Here is a 26067-nt window from a genome sequence, read left to right as displayed (position 1 = left end):
GCTGCATTCTTCCGAGACGCCCGTGGTCGGCGTCGTCATGGGCTCCGACTCCGACTGGCGCGTGATGAACGCCGCCAGCGAAGTGCTGACCGAGTTCGGCATCCCGCACGAGGTCGAGGTGGTCTCGGCCCACCGCACCCCCGACAAGCTCGTCCGTTACGGGCGTGACGCGCGTGAACGCGGGCTGCGCGCCATCATCGCGGGGGCCGGGGGAGCCGCGCACCTGCCGGGCATGCTGGCATCCGTCACCGCCCTCCCCGTCATCGGCGTCCCCGTGCAGCTGGCGACGCTCGACGGCCTCGACTCGCTGCTCTCGATCGTCCAGATGCCCGCGGGCATCCCCGTCGCGACCGTCTCGATCAACGGGGCGAAGAACGCCGGCCTCCTGGCCGCGCGGATCCTCGGCAGTGCCGACACCGCCCTCGCCGAGCGCGTCGAGGCCTACGCGCGCGAACTCGAAGCGCAGGTCGAAGAGAAGAACCGACGTCTGAAGGACTCCCTATGACGCTCGCGGCCGCTCGTCCACGATCCCAGGCGCACGTCATCGAGCAGCGTCCCCTGCGCAACCCGGACGCCACCTCGACGGCCGTCATGACGCGCCGCGGCTGGTGGCTCGTCGCGTTGAACTTCCTGCTCCCGGGCTCCGCCCAGGTGCTCGCCGGCAACAGGCGGCTGGGGCGGTTCGGCCTCGCAGCGACCCTGCTGATGTGGACCATCCTTGTGCTCGCGGGACTCGGTGCGCTGCTCATGCCCAGCGGACTGTTCGCCCTGGCGACCGGATCGTTCATCCCCGACTTCCTGTCGTGGTTCCGCCCCCTCCCGCTGACACTCGTGCAGATCGTCCTCGTCGCCTACATCGTGCTGTGGGTCGTGCTCACGATCGACACCCTCCGACTGGTCCGACTGGTCCGTCTGCGCGCGTTCTCGCGCGTGGGCGTGGCGTTCGTCTCCGTCGCGCTCCTCGTGCTCTCGGGCTCGGGCGCGGCGTGGGCCGCGCAGACCGCGGGCACGACCCGAGACACCTTCTCGGAGTTGTTCGCGCAGTCCGCCCCCGTCGTGCCGCCATCGGACGGGTACTACAACATCCTCCTTCTCGGCGCCGACTCCGGTGAGGGGCGGGACTCGATGCGCTTCGACAGCATCTCGGTCGTCTCGATCAACGCCGACACCGGAGCGACCACCATCACCGGCATCCCGCGCGACATGCCGCACTTCCCCTTCGCGCCGGGACCCATGCAGGACAAGTACCCGAACGGCCACACCGGCTACGCCAACGCGACCTGCGGCTGGGGGAGCGGCATCAACCAGCTCCGCACCGAGGTCGAGGTGTGCCAGGACGGCAACACGCTCTACCCGAACGCCGTTTCTCAGGGGTCCGAGCCCGGCATCGAAGCGACGAAGGATGCCGCCGAGGGGATCATGGGCATCCAGATCCCGTACTACGTGCTCATCGACATGAAGGGCTTCGCCAACCTGGTCGACGCGCTCGGCGGCGTCGACATCGACGTCAAGGAGCGCCTGCCCAAGGGCGGTCCCGCCTACGACGGTCAGCCCGTCGACGACTGGGCGTTCGGCTGGGTCGAACCCGGCCAGCAGCACATGGACGGCGACACCGCGCAGTGGTACGCCCGCTCGCGCTACACGACGAGCGACTTCGACCGCATGCGTCGTCAGCGTGAGCTGCAGGAGGCGATCCTCGCGCAGACCACGCCGCAGAACGTGCTCACGCACTTCCAAGACGTCGCCACCGCGGGCACCAACATCGTCGAGACCGACCTGCCGCAGGGGCTCATCGCCCCGACCCTGGTGAACCTGGCGCTCAAGGCCAAAGACCAGCCGGTCGGCACCCTCGAGCTCACCCCGGCGGGCGGCGTCGACGAGTTCGACCCCGACTACGCCCAGGTGCAGCAGATGGTGCACGACAAGCTGCACCCGCCGACTGAGACGGAGGCGCCCTCCTCGTGACCGTGACCCTGCGCGTCGTGCTGGATCAGCTCGTCGCCCCGACCTCCCGCGACCTCGCAGAAGCCTCGGCCTCACTGACCGAGGCCCTCATCGCCACCGCCCCGCGCGGCTGCGATGTCGGGGCCATCGTCCCGTCGCCGGGCATCCCCGACGACGAGGCCATCGCCGGTCTCAGTTCCGAGACGCGTCTGTCGATGCGTCGGCGCGAGCTCGCGGCATCCTGGCAGCTGGGGGTGGCTCCCGGCATCGGCAAGGGACTCATCCACTCGCCGACCCCGCTGGCGCCGCTCGTGCGTCACGACCGCGTCAACGAGACGCACCAGATCGTCGTGACGGTGTGGGACCTGCGGGCATGGGAGACCCCCGAGGAGCTGCCCAAGGGCCGAGGTCCTCGCCGCTCGAGCGTTGCTGTCGCGCGTGGGAAAGCACGCCGACGCGGTGATCGTCCCCACGCACGCCATGGCCGAGCGCCTCGCAGAGGTCGCGAAGGCCAAGCTGGTGAAGAAAGTCCGTGTGATCAACGGGGCCCCGGCAGCGGGGCTGCGCGTGCCGTCGGATGCGGTGGGGCGGCTCCGCGCCCTCGATCTGCCTCAGACCTTCGTCGCCGCCGCCGGAGGGAGCGCGGCCTCCGACGCCCTCGGCGCGGCTTTCGCGGCCGTGGTCGCGTCCGGCTGGGAGGGCGACGTCGTCGTCCTCGACGTCCCCGAGGGGGAGGAGCCGGCCGTCGCCGGCCTCGCCGCCGCCGCCGGCCTCGCCGAGGCGCGCGTCCACGCCCGCGGCTCCCTCGACCGCTGGGATCGCGCGGCGGTCCTCTCGCACGCCGCGGCCTTCGTCGCCGCGAGCCCCCGGGTCGACTGGCCGTGGCGGGCGGTCGACGCCCTCGCGGTGGGTGTCCCCATCGCCGCCGTCGACACCCCGGTGCTGCACGAAGTGCTCGCCGATGCCGCCGCGTTCGCGACCTCCGACCAGCTCGGTGCCGCCCTCGAGCGTGCCCTGGGCGAGGACGCCGAGCGACTGCGGGTCCTGGCCGGCGACCGCGCCAAGGGCTTCGCGTGGAGAGCGTCGGCCGAGCGGGTGTGGGCGCTGCACGCGGAGCTGTGAGGCCGACGGCGGCTTCTACTATGGATCCATGCAGCGTTCGCGCCTTCGAGGTCTGATCCGGCGCCTACGCGAAGCCCGCGGGACCGGTGCACTCGTGCGCGCCATCGACCGCGTGTGGTGGTTCCGCGTGATCTCGGCCTCGTCGCTGGTCGACACCGAGTATTACGCCGCGCAGCTCGGGTTGAGGCGGGTGCCGGCATCCCTCGCCATCGCCCACTACGTCTCACGGGGGTTCCGCCGGGGCATGAGTCTGAACCCGCTGTTCGACGACGTCGTCGCCGGGTGGGAGCTGCCCGAGGTCACGCGCGTTCCCGCGCTGTATGCGTATCTCGTGAACGAGCGCGAGACCATCTCGATCCACCCCTGGTGGGATGCCGTGGCCTACGGGGCCGAGCACGGCGGGCCGGGACTCGAGACGGCGTGGGCGCGGCGTGACGAGCAGTTGCAGCTCGGTGCGGCCGGTCACGAGTGGACCCTGACCGTCGCCGAGATCCGTCGCCGCGCCATCGCGGCCGCGCACCAGTGGCGTCGAGGGACACGGACACACCAGACGGCCCCGCCCCGCGACATCGCTCTTGTTCGCATCGTCCAGGCGCACGATCGACGCTACGTGCGCAAGCTCGTCCAGGTTGCGCGCCGCGTCGACGAGTGCGATGTCCTCCTTCCCCTGATCGATGTGGATGCCAGTCAGTGGGTGTCGACGGCTCTCCTCGCGGATCTCGTGCCGGGGGTTCGCGTGAGCGGTCATCGTCGGGGAACGAGTTGGCGGTCGGTTGTCGCGGCCGCGGTTCAGAACCTGTCGGCATCCACCGTTGTCGTCCTCGATCCCCGCGCGGAGTTCGCCGACTCGCAGCTCGATGCTCTGATCACGCAGGCGTCCGCGGGAGCGGCCGTCTGCGCGGCCCATCGTGCGGCCGACGGCACGATCGACGCGGTGGGGGCTGCCGACGTCGGCGGTCAGAGACCGTACGCCCTGTTGTCCGGTCTGCCGGGCGACGACCTGACGGGACTGCCCGAAACGGTCGACGTCCCTCTTCTCTCCGGCCGCACGTTCGCGATGCCCTCCGCGGTGCTGCGGCGCGCGATCGACGACGTCGATGACGCAGAGCCCGACGCCCTCTCCGCGATCTCGCGGACGGTGCGGGACGCACTACCCCTCAAAGCACTGCCGGGGGTGTCTCCGGTGCTGGACGAACCCGCGTTCGCCTTCGCCCCGAAGCGGGCGGCGCATCGCCCCGCGCGCCGAGCCGACGAGCGCGATCGCTCGCGAGCGGAGGCCGTGCTCGAGGGAGCAGGGTTCCGCGTCGAGCGCTGGGTCGAGGCGGGGCAAGGCCGCGTCGAGCCGGTCCTCAGCTGGATCAGGCCCCACCCCGACGCGCGTCGTTGGGCGGTCAAGATGTGTGCTCCGGCCGGCAAGCAGGGCGCTGTCTGGGGCGATGCCCACTTCGCACGGGGTCTTGCCAACGCGCTGCGCCGACTCGGCCACACCGTCGTCGTCGACGCCTACGACGCGCGGGCGCGTTCGACGACCGTGGTCGACGACGTCTCGGTCGCGATCCGCGGCCCGTACGAGTTCGAGGCGACGTCGACGGGCGTGAACCTCGAATGGATCATCAGCCACCCCGACTCCCTCACCCGCGATGAAGTGGCGGGATTCGACCGCGTCTTCGCCGCGTCGCACGGCTGGGCTGAGCGGGCGGGGCGTCGATGGGGCCTCGAGATCGAGACGCTGCTGCCGTGCACCGACACCGACGTCTTCCACCCCCGTGGGCTGCCGCGCGACGAGGACATCGTTTTCGTCGGCAAGACTCGCGGGGCGGCCCGCCCGAGCGTGGTCGAGCCCGTGAAGGCAGGGATCCCCGTGCGCGTCTACGGGCCCGACTGGGCGCATTTCGTGCCCGCTTCGTCGATCGCTGCCAAGTCCATTCCTCACGAGCGTCTCGCGGAACGCTACGAAACGGCATCCATCGTCCTGAACGACCAGTGGCCCGACATGCAGCGGGAGGGGTTCATGACCCTGCGCCCGTTCGACGTCGTCGCGGTGGAGGGGCGCCTCGTGTCCGAGCCCGTCGAGGGTCTCGAGGACCTCTTCGAGGGAGCGGTTGTCACGTATCGCGACACCGAGCACCTCGTCGAGATGCTCTCGGGCCCGGCCGACGATCTCTTCCCCGACGCCGATCGGCTCCGGAGGATCGCCGCGCGCGTGCGTGAAGAGCATTCTTTCGATGCACGAGCCGTCGTTCTCGACCGAGCGGCGCGCGAGATCGCCGCTCGCGGCCCGCTGACACGGACGGGACTCGGCCTCACCCCTATGCTCGGATCCATGCCTTCTCGCGTGGGAATCGTCGTCCGCACTCGCAGGCGCCCCGACTTTCTTCGGCGGGCCCTTGCGGACATCTCGGCGCAGACGTTCCGCGACTACCGCGTCGTGGTCGTGAACGACGGGGGAGTCCCCGACGAGGTCGAAGCAATAGTCGCTGCCTCCGACGTACGAGACGCCGTGCAGGTCCGCCACATCGCGGAGGGTGAGGGCGGCCGGTGCATCGCCGCGAACGCCGGCGTGCGCGACGCCGGGACGGATCTCGTCGTGCTCCACGACGACGACGACCGCTGGCATCCGGAATTCCTTTCGCGCACCACGGCGTGGCTCGAGGGTCATCCCGGAGCACCCGCCGTCGCCGTCCCGACCGAGATCGTCTACGAGGAGCGGCGCGGCGGCACCTGGACCGAGGTCGGCCGGGCCCCCTTCTGGGCGGGGATGCAGCGCATCTCGCTCGGCGAGATGATGAGCGTCAACCGGGCGGTCCCGATCTCGGTGCTGTACCGCCGCTCGATCCACGACGAGGTCGGCTGGTACGACGAATCCCTCGACGCCGTCGAGGACTGGGACCTGTACCTCCGCATCCTCCGCACCGGCGAGATCGGTTTCCTCCCCGGCGAGGCGCTGGCCTTCTGGACGCAGAGACCGGATGCCACGGGCCTCGACGCCAACAGCATGTTCGCGCTCACCGAGGCGCACGCCGCCGACGACGCGCGCGTCCGCGACCGCGCGCTCGCGGAGTGGGTAGGCCGCGAAGGGGAGGGGTTGCCGCTGTACATGGCGGCCCTGCAGGCGGAGCTCAAGGCGCACGTCGACATGCGCATCGAAGAGGCCGCGGGGCGGTTGCGTGCGGATATCCGAGAGGACCTGCGCCACGAGATCGACTCCCATCAACCGTTCTGGTCGCGCCTGCGGAGTCTTCGACGACGGGTCGGCCGTCGGTAACGAGCTGATGTCGCGCGGCGTGGGCGGGTGCATGTTCGGGATGCCGCACGCATAATGTTTGCGTGAAGCACGCCATCGACGCCGCCGTTCCGTCCTCCGTCCGGTGCACGCGTGTCGTGCTGCCCGCCCTCCTCGTCGCGGGGGTGCTGATGTTCTCCGGGTGCGCCAGCTCACCCGGATCGACGACGCCGTCGCCCGCTGCTACCGAGGCGACGATGTCTCCCGCCGTAACCCCCTCCGCCTCGCCGTTGCCGAGCGTGACGCCGACGCCCTCCGCGACCTCCGGCGAGACGCAAGCGACCGCGGCGCCTTTCAACGGAGAGATCCTCATCATCACGTCCGAGGTCCGTGACGGGTCGCTGCAGGTGTCGGCCATGGTACCCGGGGTGTCGGAGTCGGGCGGCACCTGCACCCTGACGCTCACCTCCACCGGCGCGAGCGTGCAGACCGCGGCGAATGAGGGCAAGGACGTCACGTACTGCGGCTTGATGTCCATCGCTGTCGCGGACGGGGCGGTCGAACCGGCCTTCCAGGTTTCGTACAGGTCGAGCACCACGTCGGCCGAGTCCGCGGTGACGACGGTCGAGCCGACCTCGTGATTCGCCGCACCCGACGTCGCGGTGTCGCCGCGGTCCTCGCGGCGTGGGCGTGCGGTCTCGCTCTTCTGGTCGCGGCACCCATCGCCCTTCCGGCGACCGTTGCCCCTGCTCCTTCGGCTTCCGCGGCGAACGCTTCGGATTGGAACGCGGGGAACATCATCGACGATGCCGTCTTCTATGACGGCAATGCGATGAGCGCCGGTGAGATCCAGGGGTTCTTGAACGACAAAGTACGCAACTGCCAGTCGGGGTACACCTGTCTCAAGGACTACCGTCAGAACACCGACAACCGCCCGGCGGACAAGTATTGCAACGGATACTCCGGCGCTGCCAACGAAAGCGCCGCGACCATCATCGATAAGGTCGCCCGGTCGTGCGGGATCAGCCAGAAGTCGCTGCTCGTGCTCCTCCAGAAGGAGCAGGGCCTCGTCACCTCTACGGCACCCTCGGCGTGGAACTACTCCGCCGCGACGGGTCAGGGCTGCCCGGACACGGCACCGTGCGACGCTTCGACGCAGGGCTTCTTCTATCAGGTCTACTACGGTGCCCGTCAGTTCGAGGTGTACCGCCTCAACCCCACCTGGTGGGGCTACCAGGCGGGCCGCTGGAACAACATCTTGTTCAACCCGAACGGCGGGTGTGGAACGCAGCGGGTCTACATCGAGAATCAGGCCACGGCCGGTCTCTACATCTACACGCCCTACGTGCCCAACCAAGCAGCGCTCAACAACCTCTACGGCACCGGCGACGGCTGCTCCGCGTACGGAAACCGTAACTTCTGGCGAACGTTCACGGACTGGTTCGGTTCCACCCGTTCCGGCGGCAATCCGTTCGGGTACATCGACCAGGTCGAGGCCTATCCCGGTGGCATACATGTGCGCGGATGGGCGATAGACCCGAACACGACCGGCTCCATTCAGGTTCACGCCTACCTCGGCTCCGTCGGTACGGTTCTGACCGCCGACGTGGATCGGCCCGATGTGAGTGATGCCTACCCGGGGAGTGGCTCTCGGCACGGATTCGACGCGCGTATCCCTGCGCCAGCTGGGGGTAGCGGCGCGGTATGCCTCTACGCGATAAATACCGGACCGGGCTCGAACGTGACGCTCGGCTGCCGAAGCATGCCTTTCTACTCCGGTTCCCCTGTAGGCACCGTCGATTCGGTACAAGTCGCCTCCGGGTCGGTCTCCTTCGCGGGTTGGGCTCTGGATCCCGACACGTCAGACTCGATCGCGATCCACGCGTACGTCGACGGGGTCGGTGTGGCGATCCTCCGGGCCGACCAGGATCGCCCGGATCTCGCTCCTCACTACCCCGTCCACGGCACCGCCCACGGGTACCGGGCGACACTCAAGGTGCCCCTCGACGCGCAGACTCTCTGTCTCTATGCCGTCGATACGGGCCGCGATGCCAATACGACTTTGGGGTGTCGCAGCATCATGATCCCCGCGGCGAAAGATGTCGGGCGTGCGCCGATCGGCTACCTCGATTCGGTCACGGTCGTCGGTTCGACTGCTCGCGTCGCAGGATGGGCCATCGACCCGGACACTGCTCAGCCCATCCCCCTCCACATCTATGTCGCGGGAACCGGCCGTGCCTTCGACGCGAATCGTGATCGCCCGGACGTCGCCACCGCCTACCCCCCCTACGGTGCGGCGCACGGATTCGACGAGGTCGTCGACTTGCCGCCGGGAGACAGCACCGTCTGTGCCTACGCGATCAACACGTCGGGCTCCAATTCGACGATCGGTTGTCGCTCGGTCTCATCGGTCGACCAGGGCCGCGCGCCGATAGGTTATGTCGATTCAGTGACCGTGTCGGGCCCCTCCGCCACTGTTACGGGCTGGGCGATCGACCCCGACACGATCCGTCCGATTTCGGTTCGGATCTCCGTCGATGGGAAGGCCGTCGCGGTCGTGGCACAGGGCAACCGGCCCGATGTCGGTGCGGCTTATCCCGTCTACGGCTCTGCGCACGGGTTCTCGCGGTCGGTGGATCTCCCCATCGGCCCTTCTGAGGTCTGCGTTACCGCGCTCAACACCTCGGGGACCGACACCAACTTGGGGTGTCGCACCGTCACGACCCGCGACGAGGGTCGCGCGCCGATCGGCAGCCTCGACGAGGTGAGTGTGTCAGGGACGACCCTCAAGGTGCGCGGCTGGGCTATCGATCCCGACACCGCTCGTCCGATCGATGTCCATCTGTACATCGGAGACACCAGGGGCGCCGTCCCCGCGGATCTCAACCGCCCGGATGTCGGTGCAGCGTATCCCGCCTACGGTTCCGGCCACGGATTCCAGGTTGAGGGGCCCATCTCCCCAGGGACGACGCAAGTGTGCGTGTATGCCATCAACACCTCTGGGCCGAACCAGCTGCTCGGATGTCAAACCGTTACCGCGGCGCAAGCGAAGGCCGGCTGAACGCGCACGAGCCCCCTGGCGGGTCCTCCTCGCCGAAGCCACAGGGCGCCCTCTATATCGATGGATGGCCCCGCCCACCCCGTCCTGAGTCGGCGGTGCCGCCGCCCATCTGTCGTCAGAAATCTCCCGGCGAGGAGGGAAACCGTCGTCTCACCGAAGAGGCGCCCTCGAATCGGGTACGCCAGAGCGCGTATGCGGCAAGGCTCGATTCGGTGTCGAGAGCAGGCCGGCGTTAGAGGGAGCACGTCGCTGCGACGCCGCGCAGTCAGACGGCGCCGTCGGATGTTCTCCTCCGAGCGGGGGGCTACGTCATTCGCGGCGCAGGTAGTCGCGCAAACTCTCGTCAGCGTCGGTGATCGAGACCCCCGCCGCGCGGCTGGCGGATACGTCCATCACGCTGTTCCTCGGACGCGGCGCAACGGGCGACTGGGCGCCTGCGAAATACTCATCGGTGCTCACGCCACTGACCCGCTCGGGGTCATGTCCCGTCAGTGCGAAGACCTTTCGAGCAATGTCGAACCAGCTTGTGGGCTCTCCGTCACCGGTGACGTTGTATCGGCCGAAGGGAGACCCCGAACGCAAGAGTGTGCGAATGGCGGCTGCGATCTCGGTGGCGAACGTCAAGCGTCCGAACTGGTCGTTCACGACACGAGGGTCGATTCCTCGATCCGCGAGCGACGCCATCGTGCGCACGAAGTTGTTTCCATCGCCGATCACCCAGCTCGTGCGAATGATGTAATGACGGGGCACAGAAGCGACGATCGCGTCGCCCGCGGCTTTCGTCTGACCGTAGACGCCCAGGGGGGACACGGGGTCGTCGGCCGAGTACGCGCCCTCCTTCGTGCCGTCGAACACGTAATCACTCGAGACGTGGATAAGGGTGATGTCATTCTCACGCGCGATGCGGGCCAGGTTCGAGACCGCGGTCACATTGGCCGCCCAGGCCTCCGTGCGTCCCTCGGGGGTCTCGGCGACGTCGACCTTCGTGTACGCGGCGGCGTTGATGATGGCGTCATAGTCGCGCCAGCGGCGCGCGGCATCCAGGTCGTGGGACGTGAGATCGAGATCGTCACGTGCGGCGTATTCGATCCACGCATGCTCACCGAACTCGGCGCGCAGCGCGCGGCCCAGCTGGCCGTTCGCGCCGGTGACGAGGATCTTCTTCGGGGGCATGGGGACCACATCGGCGAGACGGGGGTGCGCCTTGTCTTTCGCGCTGATCTCGACGTCGGAGAGGGGAATGGGCCACTCGATAGCCGATGTCTCGTCGGCGAGATTGAGGAACGTATACGTCGCGTCCGGTGACCAGTGATCGTTCACCAGGTAGGTGTACGCGGTGTCGGCTTCGAGGGTCTGGTAAGAGTTGCCGACTCCGCGAGGAACGAAGATCGCCGTCGACGCGTCGAGCTCGGTCGTGAACACGGCGCCGAAGGTCTCGCCCTCGCGGAGGTCGACCCACGCGCCGAAGATGCGCCCGGTCGCGACCGAGACGTACTTGTCCCAGGGTTCCGCGTGGATGCCACGGGTCGTGCCGACGGCGTCGTTGAACGAGATGTTGTTCTGGACCGGGCCGAAGTCCGGCAGATCGACGCCGGCGGCGATCATCTTCTCGCGCTGCCAGTTCTCCTTGAACCATCCGCGCGCATCCCCGTGCACCGGCAGGTCGAGGACGACGAGACCGGGGATGGGCGTCTCGCGCACGGCGAGGGTCTTACCGAAGGCAATCGACATCGCGGTCACTGCCCCTTGCTGGCGTAGAACGCTTCGACGCCGTCCTTGGCGGGTGCCCACCAGGCTTCGTTGTCGCGGTACCAGTCGATCGTCGCGGCGAGACCTGACTCGAAGTCGCCGTACGTGGGTGTCCAGCCGAGTTCGGTGCGGAGCTTGGTCGAGTCGATCGCGTACCGCATGTCATGGCCAGGTCGGTCGGTGACGAGGTCGTAGGCATCGGACGGCTGACCGGTGATCTGGAGGATGAGCTCGACGACGCTCTTGTTGTCCTTCTCGCCATCCGCGCCGATGAGGTAGGTCTCGCCGATCTCGCCCTTGTCGAGGATGGTGAGCACAGCCGAGGAATGGTCGTCGGCGTGGATCCAGTCGCGGACGTTCTCGCCGGTGCCGTAGAGCTTGGGGCGGATGCCTCGGAGCACATTGGTGATCTGACGGGGGATGAACTTCTCGACGTGCTGGTACGGGCCATAGTTGTTCGAGCAGTTGCTGATGGTCGCGCGGACGCCGAACGAGCGCACCCACGCGCGCACCAGCAGATCGGACCCGGCCTTGGTCGACGAGTACGGCGACGAGGGGTTGTACGGCGTCTGCTCGGTGAAGCGCGCCGGGTCGTCCAGCTCAAGGTCGCCGTACACCTCGTCGGTCGAGATGTGGTGGAAGCGCACGTCATGGCGGCGGGCGGCCTCGAGCAGTGTGAAGGTGCCGATGATGTTGGTGTCCAGGAACGGGCGCGGGTCGTGCAACGAGTTGTCGTTGTGCGACTCGGCGGCGTAGTGGACGACGGCGTCCGCTTCGGCCACGAGCGGGTCGACGACGGCGGCATCGGCGATGTCGCCCACGACGAGGCGAACGCGGTCGGCGGGCAGCCCCTCGAGGGAGGCGCGATTGCCGGCGTATGTCAGCTTGTCGAGCACTGTCACCGTGTGATCCGTGTGCGCGATGACGTGGTGCACGAAGTTGGAACCGATGAAACCGGCGCCACCGGTCACGAGAAGACGACTCATGGACTCAAGATTAGCGGGGCGTGCGCCCACACCCTGAGAGCTCGGATTCGCGGCGGTCACGCAATATAGGCGAAACTTGATCTCATGCGCGGAATCATTCTGGCGGGCGGCACGGGCTCGCGACTTCACCCCATCACTCTGGGCATCTCCAAGCAGCTCGTGCCCGTCTACGACAAGCCGATGATCTACTACCCGCTGTCGACACTGATCCTCGCGGGTATCCGCGACATCCTGATCATCACCACCCCCCAGGACTCGGAGCAGTTCCAGCGTCTCTTGGGAGACGGGTCGCGCTTCGGCATCTCCCTCACCTACCGCGTGCAGCCCTCGCCCGACGGTCTCGCACAGGCCTTCATCCTCGGCGAGGAGCACATCGGGTCGGAGTCCGTGGCACTGGTCCTCGGCGACAACATCTTCTACGGCCAGGGCATGGGCACGCGTTTGCGCCAGTACACCGAGCTCGACGGCGGTGTGGTGTTCGGCTATCGCGTGGCCGACCCGACCGCCTACGGCGTGGTCGAGTTCGACGCCGATGGTCGTGTCGTCTCACTCGAGGAGAAGCCCGCGCACCCGAAGAGCAGCTACGCCGTTCCGGGGCTCTACTTCTACGACAACGACGTGATCCAGATCGCTCGCGACCTGAAGCCCTCTCCGCGCGGCGAGCTGGAGATCACGGACGTCAACCGTACCTATCTCGAGCAGGGACGGCTCCGAGTCGAGCTGCTGCCGCGAGGCACCGCCTGGCTCGACACAGGAACCTTCGACTCCCTCAGCGAGGCGACGGAGTTCATCCGCACCGTCGAGAAGCGTCAGGGGCTCTCCATCGGGTGCCCGGAAGAGGTGGCCTGGCGTATGGGCTTCCTCTCCGACGACGAGCTCCGCGAACGCGCGGAGCCGCTGGTGAAGAGCGGATACGGCCGCTACCTGCTGAGCGCCCTCGAAAATGCCGGCGATCGCTGACCCGGGCGGGTCTGACGGCCGGGACCTCGATGTCTCCCGCGTCAGCCCGAACGAGCGGGCAGTCGTTTACGCGGTCCGGTCCGCCGGTCGGCTGGAGGGCACGTCTCTCCTCGCGCTGCGATCGCTTCGCTCGATCGCTTCGTCGCTCGTCGTCATCCACCCCGGTCCTCTGCCCGTCGCGATGCGCACGGAACTCGAGGCGCTGACCGACGACATCGTCGAGACCGAGGCCGAGGAGTTCTCCTCGGAGTCTTATCGGGCGGGTGTCGACCGCGTACGGCGTCAGGCCGGCATCCGCGAGGTCGTGCTGACCGGTGATTCCTGGTTCGGGCCGACCGGCGACCTCGCTGCCCTGCTCGACACGACGGCGGACACTGAATCGGACTTCTGGGATGTCCTGCCTCCGGCGCCGCCGCGAGAGGCCTTCCCCGGCGAGGGCTTCGAGGCCGTCGTCGACCGGCCGTGGTTCTTCACCGCGATCCGAAAGCGCTTGTTCGAGAGCCAAGCCTGGAACGATTGGTGGGATCAGTCCGCCGCCCCCGGTGATCGAGAACGCACATTCACCCCGTCCTTCGAAGTGGCCGGATTCCGCCACACCCGGGCCTTCGAGACCACACATCTGCACGCTCACGATCCCGGGCTCTTCGCGCCGGAAGACCTGCTCGATATGGGTGTGCCCTTCGTGGACCGGGCGGTCTTCACCAGTTACCCGCCGTTCCTGGATCGTTTCGCGGTCCTCGGTCACGAGATCGCCGGGATGATGGGCCGCAGAGGTTACCCGTTAGACGTGCTGAGATCGAGTTTGGCCAGTTCGGTTCCGCCTAAGGCGCTCAACACGAATCTCGGTCTCCTGTCCGTTCTCTCCGACACCGCTGTCGACCCGAACAGCGGATCATCGATGTCGATCGCGGCCGTCGTGCACGTCAGCGATATGGATGAGATCGATGAGGTTCTCAGGCGGCTGCAGTTCCTTCCCTCCGGTGCCTCCGTGTTCGTGACGACGACCGAAGGCGTCACAGCCGCACGTCTGGAGCGTCTGCTGGAGTCGTGGGCCACCACCAACGGCCACACTTACGAGCTGCGCGTCACTCCCCAAAGCCCCGGCCGGGACATGGCGGACTTCTTCGTGGCCTGCCGCGACGTCATCCAGTCCGACCGCTTCGATCTCGTTGTCAAGCTGCACATGCGCCGGGCTCCCTGGAAGACGATGAACAGGCTGCGTTACTTCCGTCGCTACCAGTTCGACAACCTCCTGAGCAGCCCCGGGTATGTCCGCAACCTTCTCGCGCTCTTCGAGAAAGAACCGCAGCTCGGCGTCGTCTTCCCCCCGATGGTGCATGTGGGGTACGCCACGATGGGCCGCGGATGGGCGATGCTTCAGCCGCACGCGCAGCGGCTGGCTAAGCGCCTCAAGATCACGGTTCCGCTCGACACCGTCTCGCCGCTCGCCCCGTACGGCGGTATGTGGGTGGGACGGCCGGAGGCGTTCAGCGCGCTCACCCAGCACCGGTGGACTTTCGGCGACTACGGCTGGAAGTCGGAGCGCCGCTACGGACATCTTGCCCACCTCCAAGAACGTCTGGTGAGCGCGTCCGCGGGACAGTCCGGCTTCTATTGCCGCACTGTTCTCAATTACACGCACGCGGAGATCAGTCACACCGCTCTTGAATACAAGGTCGATCAGATGTTCTCGACGACCCGCGGGTGGCCCGTCGAGCAGATCGCATTCCTCCACCGTGCCGGGTACACCGGATATGGCGGCACTGTCGCGCTGATCCGCATGTTCATCCGCACCAACCACACCCGCGGGTCGCGGACGCGTTCCGTCCGGCGTATCGCTTGGCGCTGCGAGGCCATCGGGTGCTGTCGTGGTTCGGCCGTGTCGCGTCACGACTGCGCAGAGACCGCGGAGATGACGAACGAGAGGTGGCGTCGTGAAGACGGCAGAGTTGATCGGCGACTGGACCCGCCCGGCCGATTCTTTCCCCGAGGACGGTAAGCGACTGCTTATCTACGTCGTCTTCGACCGCCGAGGCGAGGTGGGCGACTTCGTCGTCTACGCGCTGGAGCACCTCCGTGCGTTCTGCGACGAGATCGTCGTGGTGTCGAACGGCCCGCTCACCGCCCAGGGGCGCGAGCGTCTCGAGGCTGTCGGAGACGTCGTCCTCGAACGCCCCAACGAGGGGTACGACATCTGGGGCTACAAGCACGGCCTGGACGCCGTGGGGGAGCGCGTCGGCGAGTTCGACGAGTTGCTGCTCGTCAACGACACCTGGTTCGGTCCGATCCGGCCGTTCGGTCCGATCTTCGACCGCATGAACGTCCACCCGCTCCACTTCTGGGGGATGACGGACCACCTTCGCGTCGAGCCGCACCCTTTCACCTCGGATGCGGAATATCTGCCTTACCACCTTCAGTCCTACTGGGTAGCCGTACGGCGCCGGATGTTCGAGTCGCCCGAGTGGGAGGCGTACTGGCGCGACCTGCCCGCGATGACGACGTACTCCGATGCCGTCACCAAGCACGAGGGGGTGTTCACCGAGCACTTCACTCAGCAGGGGTTCTCCGGTGAGGTCGCCTTTCCGACCCTGACGGACAAGATCGAGAATCACGCGGTTCTCTACGCGGAACAGCTCATCGATGCGGGTTGTCCGACGTTGAAGCGTCGTCCGTTCTTCCAGTGGCCGGTCTACCTCGACCGAGTCGCCGTCGTCGGAAAGTGGACCCTCGAGGCGGCCGAGCGCAACGGCTACCCCGTCGAGATGATCTTCGACGATCTCGCGCGCAACGTGGAACCGCGCGTGCTGAATGCCGACGCCGCCCTGCTGCGCGTCCTTTCGCCGACCGACGACGGTTACGACCCGTCGCGACCGCTGCGGACGGCGGTCATGGCGCACATCTTCTACGTCGAGATGACGGATGAGATCATCGACCGCCTGCTCTTCCTTCCCGGTCCCGTCGATCTCATCGTGACGACCCCGGATGCCGAGCGTGCCCGAGCCATCGAAGAGGTCATCGACCGTCGACAGCTGCCGGGGCAGACGGAGGTGCGCGTCGTCGCGTCGAACAACGGACGTGACCAGGCAGCGTTCCTCATCGGTTGCAAGGACATTCTGCTCTCGGACCGGTACGAACTGATCGTCAAAATCCACTCGAAGAAGACACCGCAGGACGGCGCGAACGTCGGGCGTCATTTCCGCCGGCATCAGTTCGGGAACCTCCTGGCCGGCCCCCATGAGGCCGCAAACGTCGTCGCGCTGTTCCAGCAGCAACCCGGGCTCGGTCTCGCCTTCCCTCCGACTGTGCACCTCGGACACCCGACAATGGGGCACGGATGGTGGGCCAATCGTCCCGGCGTCGAAGAATTGTGCGCGCAGCTGGGCATACGCGTTCCCCTGGACGAGGTGTCACCCCTCGCGCCGTTCGGCTCGATGTTCTTCGCCCGTCCGGAGGCTCTTCGCCTCCTCGCGGAGCAGGAGTGGACCTACGAGCAGTTCGGCGGCCCTGAAGCCTATATCGACGGGAGCCTGGCGCACGTGCTCGAGCGACTCCCGGTGTACGCGGCGGGAGAGCTCGGATATCACTCGATGACGATCGCGACCCCCGAGTACCTCGCGAAGAGCTACACCGCGTTCGACTACAACCTCGATCAGATGTCGGTGACCATGCCGGAGGACACCCAGCACCAGATCACCTTCCTCCGCAGCGCGGGTTACATCGGGTGGGGCCGGTTCCGCGACTTCGTCGACATGTGGGTGCGCCTGCACCGTCCGGGGGCGGCCGACAAGGTGTCGCGGGTATTCGCCAGAACCGAGCGCGTGCGCGGTCTGCTCTGGCGTGCGCGTCATCGTATTCGCCGTGGGTGAATCCAGACGTCGTGCAGGAACCCACCAGTAGAATCGGACCTCATGGCCAGTCCTTCACCCGCCGCGAACAACGCGCGCTTCACACGCCTCGCGGAGATGCCTATGCGCTCCGTCGGCGTGACCCCCGGCCTGGGGCTCGCCTCCCTGTGGACCACCCTCCGCGACATCTTCGCGCGTCGCGAGATGCTCGACCTTCTCGTCAAGCGTGACGTCAAAGCCCGCTACAAAGACTCCGCGCTGGGGTTCGTCTGGGCGTTGATCCGTCCGTTGATCCTCCTCGGCATCTACTTCGTCGTGCTGGGGCAATTCCTCGGGGCGGCGAAGGGGATTCCCGACTTCGCGATCTTCATCTTCACCGGCTTGACGGCGATGAGCCTCTTCCAAGAGATCGCGGTCGGCGGAACGGGCTCGATTATCGCCAACGGCGGTGTCGTGAAGAAGGTCTACATGCCGCGCGAGATCTTCCCTCTCGCCGCGACGGGTTCGGCGATCTTCAACTTCGCGATCCAGCTCGGCGTGCTCCTGGTCGCGACCATCATCGCTGCCAAACCTCCTCTCCACTGGCAGATCGTCTACGCCGTTCCCTCGCTCGTGCTGATCCTCGTCTACGGGTTGGCGTTCGCCTTCTTCTTCTCTGCGATCAACGTCTACTTGCGCGATGTGCAGTACCTCGTCGAGGTGGTGACGATGCTTCTGATGTGGCTGTCACCCGTGCTCTATGCCTGGCAGATGGCGCGACAGATCATCAATAACCCCGTGCTTCTCGAGGTCTACACCAACAACCCGCTGACACTCGCTGTGCTCGGATTCCAGCGCGCTTTCTGGCTCGCGGGTGACACGCTCGAGCAGCCTGCGCACCTCGTGCTGCGCATGGGGGTAGCGCTGCTCATCGGCCTGGTGCTGCTGGTGCTGAGCCACCGCGTCTTCGTCCGCCTGCAGGGCAACTTCGCCCAGGAACTGTGACCCCCATGGCCTTCGACCTCGCTCCTGCGCCCGCGCGCCCCGAAGTCATCAGACTGACGGACGTCTCGAAGCGCTTCGTCGTGCGAAAAGACACCTCCATCAAGGAGCGGATCGTCACGCTCGGCCGCGCCGGCCGTCGCCACCGCCAGAATTTCTGGGCGCTGAGTGATGTCAGCCTCGACATCCGCGCGGGGAACACCATCGGTCTGATCGGGCACAACGGCTCGGGTAAAAGCACGCTCCTCAAGGTCATCGGCGGCATCATCCAACCGACGTCCGGAGAAGTGCTTCAGCGGGGACGCGTCGCGGCCCTCATCGAGCTCGGGGCGGGGTTCCACCCCGACCTGACCGGCCGCGAGAACGTCTACCTCAACGCCTCGGTGCTGGGCCTCAGCCGGGAGGAGACCCGCGCGAGCTTCGACGACATCCTCGATTTCTCGGGCGTCGGCGACTTCATCGACACCCAGGTCAAGTTCTACAGTTCGGGAATGTTCGTGCGGCTCGCTTTCGCGATCGCCGTCCACACCGACCCCGACATCCTCCTCGTCGACGAGGTGCTGGCTGTCGGTGACGAGCAATTCCAGCGGAAATGCCTCGACAAGATCAAGGAATTCCAGAGCCAGGGGCGCACGATCATCATCGTTTCGCACGCGCTCGACCAGATGGAAGAGCTCTGTGACCGTGTCATCCTCATGGACAAGGGGCGCGTCGCGTTCGACGGTCTCGCGGACGCGGCGGTCGAGCGGTTCCGCGAGCTGCTCGAGGAAGGCTCGGGCAAGGTCGCCGCACGCCCCGACCAGGTTCTGCGCGCGGCCGAGATCGTCTCCGTCGATGTGCGAGGAGCCGACGGCAAGCGCGTCGGTGACCTCAAGACGGGGGAGTCGTTCCGCGTAGCCGTGACCGTACGCGGACTCCGGCAGCTCGACGAATGGGCCCTGGGCTTCAGCATCGACACGGCTTCCGGCGCCCTTGCGCTCGCCTCGAACACGAGCATGCTGGGAGCGACGGTGCCGCCGCTGCACGCGGGTGAGACGGTCACGATCGAGATCGACGTCGACAGTGCGCACTTCAACCCGGGCAGCTACTGGGTCAACGCCAACCTCCACGGCATCAGCGAGTCGACGTCGCACGCGCTCATGCAGGGCGCCGAGTTCACCGTGCACGGACAGTCCGACTCTCTGGGCTCGGTCCCCGCCGAGGTGCGCTTTCGCTGAGCGCGTGACATCGAGCCGGTTCAGCGGCAGACCAGATCGGTGTGCGAAGAGCCGTTGCCATCCCCGTACTCGCGTGGGTGGCGCGAACCCTTCACTCCCGCGCGGCCCAGTAGTCGTCGCCGCGCATGCGCAGGGACAAACGAAGATCGATCGAGGTGTCGACGGCGTCTAGTGGCAGAGCTACGCGGGGTGCCAACGCCCCCCGGCGCCACCCCTCCCACCGCCCGGCGAGCGACACGGCGTCGCGACGCAGCACGAGCCGAGCGCCCGTGACGATCACCTCGACGAGGAGCGCCCGCAGGCCCCACCGCGAGCGCAGGACGCCGTACTTGCGGAGCAGATACCCACGTGCGAAACCCGACAGGCGGCGCTGGCGCACCGACTCCTTGCCGGCACTGGCCCCACCCAGGTGCGTTCCCGAGGGCTCGGGGACGGCGACGCACGACCAGCCGGCCGCTCGCAGGCGGAAGGCCAGGTCGAGTTCCTCGCCGTACATGAAGATGTTCGTGTCGAACAGGCCCACCTCATCGAGGGCTGCGCGACGGTAGACGGCCACGGCGCCGTAGGGTCCGAGCACGGGCGGGTGCTCGGCATCCGCTCGTGAAAGCTCGGCGCCGTGGAAACGGACGAAACCCGCCCCCGTCACGTCGGCCACGACGCCATAGGAGTCGACGGTGCCGTCGGGGGCGAGCAGAAGGGTCGCGGCGCTTCCGATGCGAGACGACGGGTCGTCGGGGAGCGCGCGAAGAGCCGCCGCGACGGCGTCGGGTTCGAGGACGACGTCGCTGTTCACCAGCATGACGAGGCGCCCCTGACCCGCTGCCATTCCGACGTTGCACGTGCGGGCGAACCCGAGGTTCACCTCATTGCGGATAAGGGTCACGTCGGGGAACTCGGCGCTGACCCGATCAGCGGTGTCGTCGGGGGACAGGTCGTCGACCACGATGACGCGCGCCGGGACGCTTTGGGCGAGAGCGGCTCGAATGCACGGTTGCACGAACTCCCACCCACCGTGGACCGGGATGACGAGATCGACCTCGGGAGCAGCAGTCATTCGCGGTCGGCCTTCCGATGGGGGGCGAGCCTCCGGCCTTCGTGCGCATCCGCGAGAGGTACGCCGCGACGCCGACGAGGACGGGACGCCCAGTTTAGCGTCGGACGCTTTCGGCGACGGCGATCGATAGCATGGACAGGTCTTCCCGACGCCCTCGCCATGACTGCATTCGAAACCGCCCCCGCCCCCGGCTACGTCGTCCTCGCGGCGTACCAGCCGCCCGAGGCACTGTTCACTCGTCAGCTCCGCTCGATCCAAGAGCAGACACTCTCCGACTTCCACTGCGTCATCGTCGCCGACGGCGGCGCCGACGATGTGCGGGCTATGGTGCGCCAAGCGATCGGCGACGACGATCGTTTCGACGTGGTGGGCTTCGACGAGCGCGTCGGTTTCTACGCCAACTTCGAGCGCGGGCTCGCCGAAGTTCCCGTCGACGCGCCCTGGGTCGCCCTGAGCGATCAAGACGACGAATGGATGCCGGACAAGCTCGCCGTCCTCGTCTCGGCCCTCGACCGAGCGGCTCTGGTCAGTGGCCAAGCGCGCGTGGTGACTTATCCCGAAGGCGTCGTCGTGGCGGCAACCACTCATCGACGATCTGTGTCCGCTCCAGCCCTTGTCCTCGAGAACCAGTTCTCGGGGGCGCTCTGCGTCTTCCGCGGATCGCTCCTGAAGACCGCATTGCCGTTCCCGCGCTATCCCGGACCCGCTCAGGTACACGACCACTGGCTCGCCGTCTGCGCGGCGGTCACGGGGGGCATCGACGTGGTCGATCGAGTCGTGCAGGACTACGTCCAGCATTCCTCGAACGTGCTCGGTGAGGCGGATGCAGCTCGACTCGGCTGGCGTCAGACGCTGCGGCGTCGGCGCGACGCCCTGCGGGCCGAGACCGGCACGCGCGGTCTTCGCGCGGTCGCGAGGTCGGTGTACGTCGTGAACGCGGGATGGGCGGAGGCGATGGTCGACATGCTGGCCGCGCGCGTTGACGAAGAACGGGCGCAGCGACTCGCGGCCGCGTTCGGGGGGCATCGACGGGCAGGGCGCACGCTGCGGACGGTGGCCGCCGCGGTGCGACGCGGCGAGATCAGCCCGCGCACGGCCGCGGTCTATCTCGTCGGTGGCGCGGCATGGAACCTCACCGGCGGGCGGCGTTCCGAGCGCTGAGCCCCGGCGGGCACCGTCTCAGGTGTGAGCGACGAGCGCTCGTTGGCTGAGGATCTCCTTCGTCGCCGCGATACCGACGATGGTGAGCACGACAACCTCCGACGCGGCCAACCCCCACACCACCGCGGTCGCTCCCACGGTGGCCCCCAGCAGCACCATGACGGGCAGTCCGACGCACGCCGACGAGATGATCGCGGCGAGGACGACGCGGTTCCGATTCGCGGGGACGAGAACGTTGCGGATGAGCGGCGTCGTCAGCGAGATGATGAGGTATGTCACCCCGTAGGCCGGGAACATCGACGGGGGAGGCGCGACCGCCGATCCGAGAAACGCCGCCGTCAGCCAGGGGCCGAGAAGGATCAGCACCAGCAGGCCCACGATCCCCACGACGAAGTGCAGCGCGAGCGCCACGAGGTGCCGCCGCGTGCGGCCCTGCTCCCACGAGGCCTCGAGGACCCATTTCTGCAGGGTGTTGCCGACGATGAGGATCGCGGTCAGACCGACGCGATAAAGCTTGTCGGCCGAGGTGAGTTCGGCGGCTGCCTGTGTCCCCACCAGCCCCTGGGTGATCGGCACGGGGGCGGTCGTGTAGCTGCCCCCCAAGCCGTCCGCGCTCGCGAGAGGAAGGTTCTGTCGGAAGCTCCGGCCGATGCCGGCCAGGTGGAACGGGGGGATGACCCGGCCGAACAGATGCACGTGGAGGGCGGCGAGTCCGACGAGGGTGCCGGCGATCATCAAAAGCGGATACGCCACGATCTGGCCGGTGAGCTGCATCACCAGGGCGCTTCCCGCAGTGAAGATCGCCATCGGGATCGCCTCGTACCACAGCACCATCCGCGCGCGACCCGTGCCCACGGCGTACCACGACATGGTGAGGCCGGTCAGACCCGTCGCCAGTACGACGAGTGCAGCGACTCCGCCGAACGCTCCGCCGACAAGGGCTGCGGCGATCCACGCCGTCACCCCGCCCACGACGGCGAAGACGGCCAGACGCGACCAGAAGCTGTGTGCGTAAACCTCGCGCCGCGCGTCGTCGTGCTCCGCCATGGCGATGCGGGCTCCACCGGCCACATTCCAGCCGTAGCTCGAGATCATCGCGAGGAGGCTTCCCAGCGCCTGGCCGGTGCCGATCGCCGCCCACCCGTCGGCTCCCTGGATACGCGCCGCAATGGGCAGCACCAGCAGCGGCACGACGGCGACGATCATCGGCGCGGTGCCGAAGCCGATCAGACGAGCGAGAAGGACCTTCACCGGCCGCGCTCCGATAGCACCTTGTCGAGCACTCGCGCCGTCGCCTCGGCCGCGGCGTCCCAGGTGAAGCGCGACGCCCACCGCTGGGCCTCGGACCGCGCGGCGTCGTCGGCGGGAGTCCGCAACGCCGCTGTGATCGCGGCGCCGAAGGCGTTGGCATCCGTCGCATCGGCGTAGTGAGCCGCGTCGCCGCCGACCTCCCGCAGGACGGGGACATCGTGGGCGAGGACGGGAACCCGCCGGCGCAGTGCGTCGACGACGGGGAGGCCGAAGCCCTCGGCGAGGGAGGGGCAGACGTAGAGGGCGGCGGCCTGGTAGAGAGCCTCGAGCTGCTCGTCGCTGACCCAGCCGGGCAGGATCACGTCGCGCTCGAGGCCCAGTCGCGTCACGTCACCGGCGAGCGGATCGGGCAAGCGGCTGCCCGCGATGACCGTCACGGGTCGATCGGCGGGGGAGATGGTCGCGAGAGCGGCGAGCAGCCCCGGGAAGTTCTTGTGCGGCATGCGGTTGCCGACGCTCAGCACGAGGGGTCGGCCCGCCGGCAGCGCGAAGGGCGACAGGATGCCGTCGGGCTCGGCGACGGGTCGCGGTTCGGAGCTGCCGTTGTGCACCACCGAGATGAGACCGGCGGGAACGCCGAGAAAGCGCCCGATGCTGTGGGCCGCCGCGTGCGACACCGTGATCACGCGGTCGGCGGTCTGCGCCGAACGACGCATGAGGGTCGACGTCACCGCGCGCTGCGCGCGCTGGGCGAGGCCGCCGGGCACCTCGTCGTAGATCGCGTCGTGCACGGTGACCACGCGCTTGACGCCGCGGAAGACAGGCCCGAAGTTGGCCGGTGCCCACACCAGGTCGGCCCGGCCCCGCCGCGCGAGCAGGTCGGTCGACGTGACCGCGCCGAGGGCCCACGTCGCCGGGTCAGAGCCCACCCACGGCACCGTCTGCACGTGCCCGGGGAAGAAGGCCGACACGCGGTCGGTGCCGGCACGACCGGTCACCGCGGCGAAGCGCGTCTCCGGCAGAAGACCGGCGATACGGGGCAGCAGTTCGCGGACGTAGGTTTCGGTGCCCCCGCGTGAGCCGGTGAACCCGAGGAGGTCGACGAGGATGCGGCGCTCGGCCATCAGCTCTCGATGACGGCTTCGGGGCGCTGCTCGCGCCGGGGCGTGGTCAGCACGCCCGAGAAGAAGCTCATCATCGCGGTCTGGAAGCCGAGGATGATCAACAGCGCGCTGGGGACGGCGATGCGCACGGCCTGGGCGGCGTTCTGCGCCCCGAAGTCGAGGTTCCCCCACAGAGCCACCTGCACGATGCCGATGACGATGCCGAGGAAGAACAGGCCCACACCGATCAGCAGACCGCGCTCGGCCGACCACTTCGCCACGATGCGCCGGTATCTCTCGCTGGTGGGGAGGAACCCCTCCTGCGTGGCATAGAGCTTGGTCAACCAGAAGAACAGCAGGGACTGGAACCCGATCACGCACAGCGCGCTCGCGTAGACCATGGTCGTCACGTCGAAGCCCACGTCGCCGATGCGGACACCACCGAACGACAGCACGCCGACCGCGACGGCGCCGAAGAAGAAGGCCACGAGGCCCGGGTAGACGAAGAGCCAGCGCGGAGCGAACAGCAGGAGGAAGCGCAGGTGACGCCACCCGTCATGCCAGCTGCGCAGGTGCGGCGGGCGCGAGCGACCGTCTTTCTTGAGGGTCGTGGGCACCTCTTCGATGCGGAAGCGGGCGAGCGAGGCGCGCACGACCATCTCGGAGGCGAACTCCATGCCGGTGGTCTGCAGGTCGAGCTCGCGGATACGGGCGCGGTTGAATCCGCGCAGGCCGCAGTGGAAGTCGCGGATGCCGGGCTTGAAGAACAGCTCGCCGATGAACGAGAGCACCGGGTTTCCGAGGTACTTGTGCAGCGGGGGCATGGCGCCCGGCTCGATGCCCCCGCGGAAGCGATTGCCCATGACGAGGTCGGCGCCGGCGCGCAAGCGCTCGACGAAGGGCTCGAGGTTCTCGAAGTCGTAGCTGTCGTCGGCGTCGGCCATGATGATGTACCGGCCGCGGGCCGCCTCGATGCCGTTGATGAGAGCGGCGCCGTATCCGCGACGCGGGGCGTGCGAGACGCGCGCGCCGAGACCCTCGGCGAGGGCCTGCGAGCCGTCGGTGCTGCCGTTGTCGGAGATCAGGACCTCGCCCCGGATGCCGCTGCGCTCGAGGAAGCCCTGCGCCTTGCGGATGCAGACCTCCAGCGTCTCGACCTCGTTGAGGCACGGCATGAGGATCGTCAATTCGACGTCGGACGGTGCGGGAGTGGTCACGGGGTGTCTTCTTTCGTCTTCACCGCGGTCGGTGCGGGCAGCGCGAGGGCTGCGCGGATCCCGTCCACGGTTCGGCGGATGGTGCGTGTGTCGACGGCGGTGTCGTACCAGGCGCGCGAGGTGCGGCGCAGGTCGTCACCGCCGGCGGCGACGTCCCGGATGGCCCGGGCGAGATCGGCGGGGCGGGTGGTGGGGGAGACGACGCCGTTGACGCCGTCGTCGATGAGTTCCGTCGCGGCGTTGCCTTCGTCGGCGACGAGGATCACGGGCGTGCCGTGGGCGTTGGCCTCGACGACGACGAGGCCGTACCCCTCGCGGCGTGAGGGATTGGCCAGGGCGAGCGCGCCGTGCAGGAGTGTGTCGAGTTCGGCATCCGACACGAAGCCCGGAAAGTCGGTCCAGTCCTCGCCGCCGACGCGTCGCACCTCGGCGCGCACCGCCTCGGAGCTGGGCCCGGTGCCCAGCACGACCAGGCGGAGGTCGGGGAGGTTCTCGCGCGCCGCCGCGACGGCGGCGGGGAGCACCTCGACGCGCTTGTCGGGGATGTGGCGGCCGACGTACAGCACGTACGGCGGAGTCACGGCCGACGAGGGGGGAGCCACCTCGGCGGCGCCATCGATGAGCCCGGGGCTGACGAGGGGCGCATGACGCAGCCCCTCACGACGAAGACGCGTGGCCGAGAGCTGGGAGTGGCAGGTGGCCAGCGGGGTGATCGCGATGGCGGCGCGCTGCAGGACCCAGGCGATCGTGCCGGTGACGACGCCCGAGTACTCGATCCACTGACGGCGGTGCCACACCTCGAGGTAGTCCACCACGAGGCGCGTCCCGGAGCCGAGTAGGGCGAGTCGAGCCGCGAACACATTGAAGATGGGCAGGCCGCTGACGATGACGGCCGCGTAACGGCGGCGGCGGCGCAGGAGTGCGCCGAACAGTCCCGCCGCATAGCGCAGCGCGGCGGGGATGCGGCGGACCCCATCGGTGGAGTAGAGCGAGAGACGGCCGGCGACCGGCACGACGCGGAAGTGCTCTTCCCTCGGGGTCGCGGCGTCCCACTGCACGGCGGTCAGGTAGTCGACGTCGAGGCCCGTGCGGCCCAGCTCGTCGGCGAAGGCACGGTACTGTCGCTCGCCGCCGCCCGTGGAGTACGGGAACAGGCAGTCGTAGGCGACCGCCACGGTCGAGGAGCGCGACAC

The 26067-nt window shown here is 68.1% G+C and carries 19 protein-coding genes; 12 read left to right on the top strand and 7 right to left on the bottom strand.

The features are described 5' to 3' along the window. The first annotated feature begins 37 nt into the window (after positions 1 to 37). The 6 genes from purE to QE454_RS00475 all read left to right on the top strand — a co-directional run bounded on the left by purE (position 38) and on the right by QE454_RS00475 (position 9350). Positions 38 to 505 carry a 5-(carboxyamino)imidazole ribonucleotide mutase gene (gene purE, locus QE454_RS00500; protein WP_307461208.1) on the top strand — a complete coding sequence of 156 codons (468 nt, stop codon included), beginning with the start codon at positions 38 to 40 and terminating at the stop codon, positions 503 to 505. Next, positions 502 to 1965, top strand: coding sequence for an LCP family protein (locus QE454_RS00495; protein WP_307459125.1), 1464 nt, complete (start codon positions 502 to 504; stop codon positions 1963 to 1965). Before purE ends, QE454_RS00495 begins: the two co-directional genes overlap by 4 nt. 417 nt (positions 1966 to 2382) lie before the next feature. Beyond that, positions 2383 to 3066, top strand: a complete 684-nt coding sequence (locus tag QE454_RS00490) for a hypothetical protein (RefSeq protein ID WP_309668464.1) — start codon at positions 2383 to 2385, stop codon at positions 3064 to 3066. A gap of 28 nt (positions 3067 to 3094) precedes the next feature. Beyond that, positions 3095 to 6331, top strand: coding sequence for a glycosyltransferase (locus tag QE454_RS00485; protein WP_309668462.1), 3237 nt, complete (start codon positions 3095 to 3097; stop codon positions 6329 to 6331). A gap of 62 nt (positions 6332 to 6393) precedes the next feature. Next, positions 6394 to 6930, top strand: a complete 537-nt coding sequence (locus tag QE454_RS00480) for a hypothetical protein (protein WP_307459137.1) — start codon at positions 6394 to 6396, stop codon at positions 6928 to 6930. Continuing rightward, the gene (locus QE454_RS00475) at positions 6927 to 9350 is read left to right on the top strand and encodes a hypothetical protein (RefSeq protein WP_307459139.1); all 2424 of its coding nucleotides are present in this window, start codon (positions 6927 to 6929) and stop codon (positions 9348 to 9350) included. Before QE454_RS00480 ends, QE454_RS00475 begins: the two co-directional genes overlap by 4 nt. A gap of 309 nt (positions 9351 to 9659) precedes the next feature. Here the strand turns inward: QE454_RS00475 and QE454_RS00470 are convergent, their stop codons facing one another. Next, a complete protein-coding gene (locus QE454_RS00470; protein ID WP_210072118.1) occupies positions 9660 to 11081 on the bottom strand; it encodes a bifunctional dTDP-4-dehydrorhamnose 3,5-epimerase family protein/NAD(P)-dependent oxidoreductase in 1422 nt (473 codons plus the stop codon). 5 nt (positions 11082 to 11086) lie between these two features. After that, positions 11087 to 12085, bottom strand: a complete 999-nt coding sequence (rfbB, locus tag QE454_RS00465) for a dTDP-glucose 4,6-dehydratase (RefSeq protein ID WP_210072117.1) — start codon at positions 12083 to 12085, stop codon at positions 11087 to 11089. Positions 12086 to 12169: 84 nt separating this feature from the next. Here rfbB and rfbA point away from each other — a divergent pair, with 84 nt between their 5' ends. From rfbA to QE454_RS00440, 5 genes are read left to right on the top strand one after another with little or no spacing between them, the layout of a single operon-like run. Beyond that, entirely contained in the window at positions 12170 to 13045 is an 876-nt protein-coding gene (gene rfbA, locus QE454_RS00460; protein WP_307459146.1) for a glucose-1-phosphate thymidylyltransferase RfbA, read from the top strand. Beyond that, complete coding sequence (locus QE454_RS00455; protein WP_309668458.1) at positions 13029 to 15044, top strand: rhamnan synthesis F family protein; 2016 nt, start codon at positions 13029 to 13031, stop codon at positions 15042 to 15044. Before rfbA ends, QE454_RS00455 begins: the two co-directional genes overlap by 17 nt. Further along, the gene (locus tag QE454_RS00450; protein ID WP_210072114.1) at positions 14980 to 16911 is read left to right on the top strand and encodes a rhamnan synthesis F family protein; all 1932 of its coding nucleotides are present in this window, start codon (positions 14980 to 14982) and stop codon (positions 16909 to 16911) included. The genes QE454_RS00455 and QE454_RS00450 overlap by 65 nt, the downstream gene beginning before the upstream one ends. A gap of 42 nt (positions 16912 to 16953) precedes the next feature. Continuing rightward, the gene (locus QE454_RS00445; RefSeq protein WP_210072113.1) at positions 16954 to 17874 is read left to right on the top strand and encodes an ABC transporter permease; all 921 of its coding nucleotides are present in this window, start codon (positions 16954 to 16956) and stop codon (positions 17872 to 17874) included. A 5-nt stretch (positions 17875 to 17879) separates the two neighbouring features. Continuing rightward, entirely contained in the window at positions 17880 to 19088 is a 1209-nt protein-coding gene (locus QE454_RS00440) for an ABC transporter ATP-binding protein (RefSeq protein ID WP_210072112.1), read from the top strand. Positions 19089 to 19179: 91 nt separating this feature from the next. On the opposite strand, the gene QE454_RS00435 is transcribed toward QE454_RS00440, so the two are convergent. Beyond that, positions 19180 to 20142 (bottom strand): glycosyltransferase family 2 protein, encoded by a 963-nt coding sequence (locus tag QE454_RS00435; protein ID WP_307459157.1) that lies wholly within the window; start codon positions 20140 to 20142, stop codon positions 19180 to 19182. Positions 20143 to 20301: 159 nt separating this feature from the next. Here QE454_RS00435 and QE454_RS00430 point away from each other — a divergent pair, with 159 nt between their 5' ends. Then, positions 20302 to 21303: a glycosyltransferase gene (locus QE454_RS00430; RefSeq protein WP_307459160.1), complete on the top strand. Its 1002-nt coding sequence runs from the start codon at positions 20302 to 20304 to the stop codon at positions 21301 to 21303. Positions 21304 to 21321: 18 nt separating this feature from the next. Here QE454_RS00430 and QE454_RS00425 read toward each other — a convergent pair whose 3' ends face one another. From QE454_RS00425 to QE454_RS00410, 4 genes are read right to left on the bottom strand one after another with little or no spacing between them, the layout of a single operon-like run. Further along, on the bottom strand, positions 21322 to 22554 hold the full coding sequence (locus tag QE454_RS00425) for a lipopolysaccharide biosynthesis protein (protein ID WP_210072109.1): 1233 nt from the start codon (positions 22552 to 22554) through the stop codon (positions 21322 to 21324). After that, positions 22551 to 23678 carry a glycosyltransferase family 1 protein gene (locus QE454_RS00420; RefSeq protein ID WP_307459164.1) on the bottom strand — a complete coding sequence of 376 codons (1128 nt, stop codon included), beginning with the start codon at positions 23676 to 23678 and terminating at the stop codon, positions 22551 to 22553. The genes QE454_RS00425 and QE454_RS00420 overlap by 4 nt, the downstream gene beginning before the upstream one ends. Further along, positions 23678 to 24874, bottom strand: coding sequence for a glycosyltransferase family 2 protein (locus QE454_RS00415; protein ID WP_210072107.1), 1197 nt, complete (start codon positions 24872 to 24874; stop codon positions 23678 to 23680). The genes QE454_RS00420 and QE454_RS00415 overlap by 1 nt, the downstream gene beginning before the upstream one ends. After that, positions 24871 to 26067: a glycosyltransferase family 4 protein gene (locus QE454_RS00410; protein WP_307459168.1), complete on the bottom strand. Its 1197-nt coding sequence runs from the start codon at positions 26065 to 26067 to the stop codon at positions 24871 to 24873. The genes QE454_RS00415 and QE454_RS00410 overlap by 4 nt, the downstream gene beginning before the upstream one ends.

It is taken from the genome of Microbacterium sp. SORGH_AS_0454 (genome assembly GCF_031453395.1).
Classification (GTDB): Bacteria; Actinomycetota; Actinomycetes; order Actinomycetales; family Microbacteriaceae; genus Microbacterium.
This window is presented reverse-complemented; position numbering and strand designations above follow the sequence as displayed.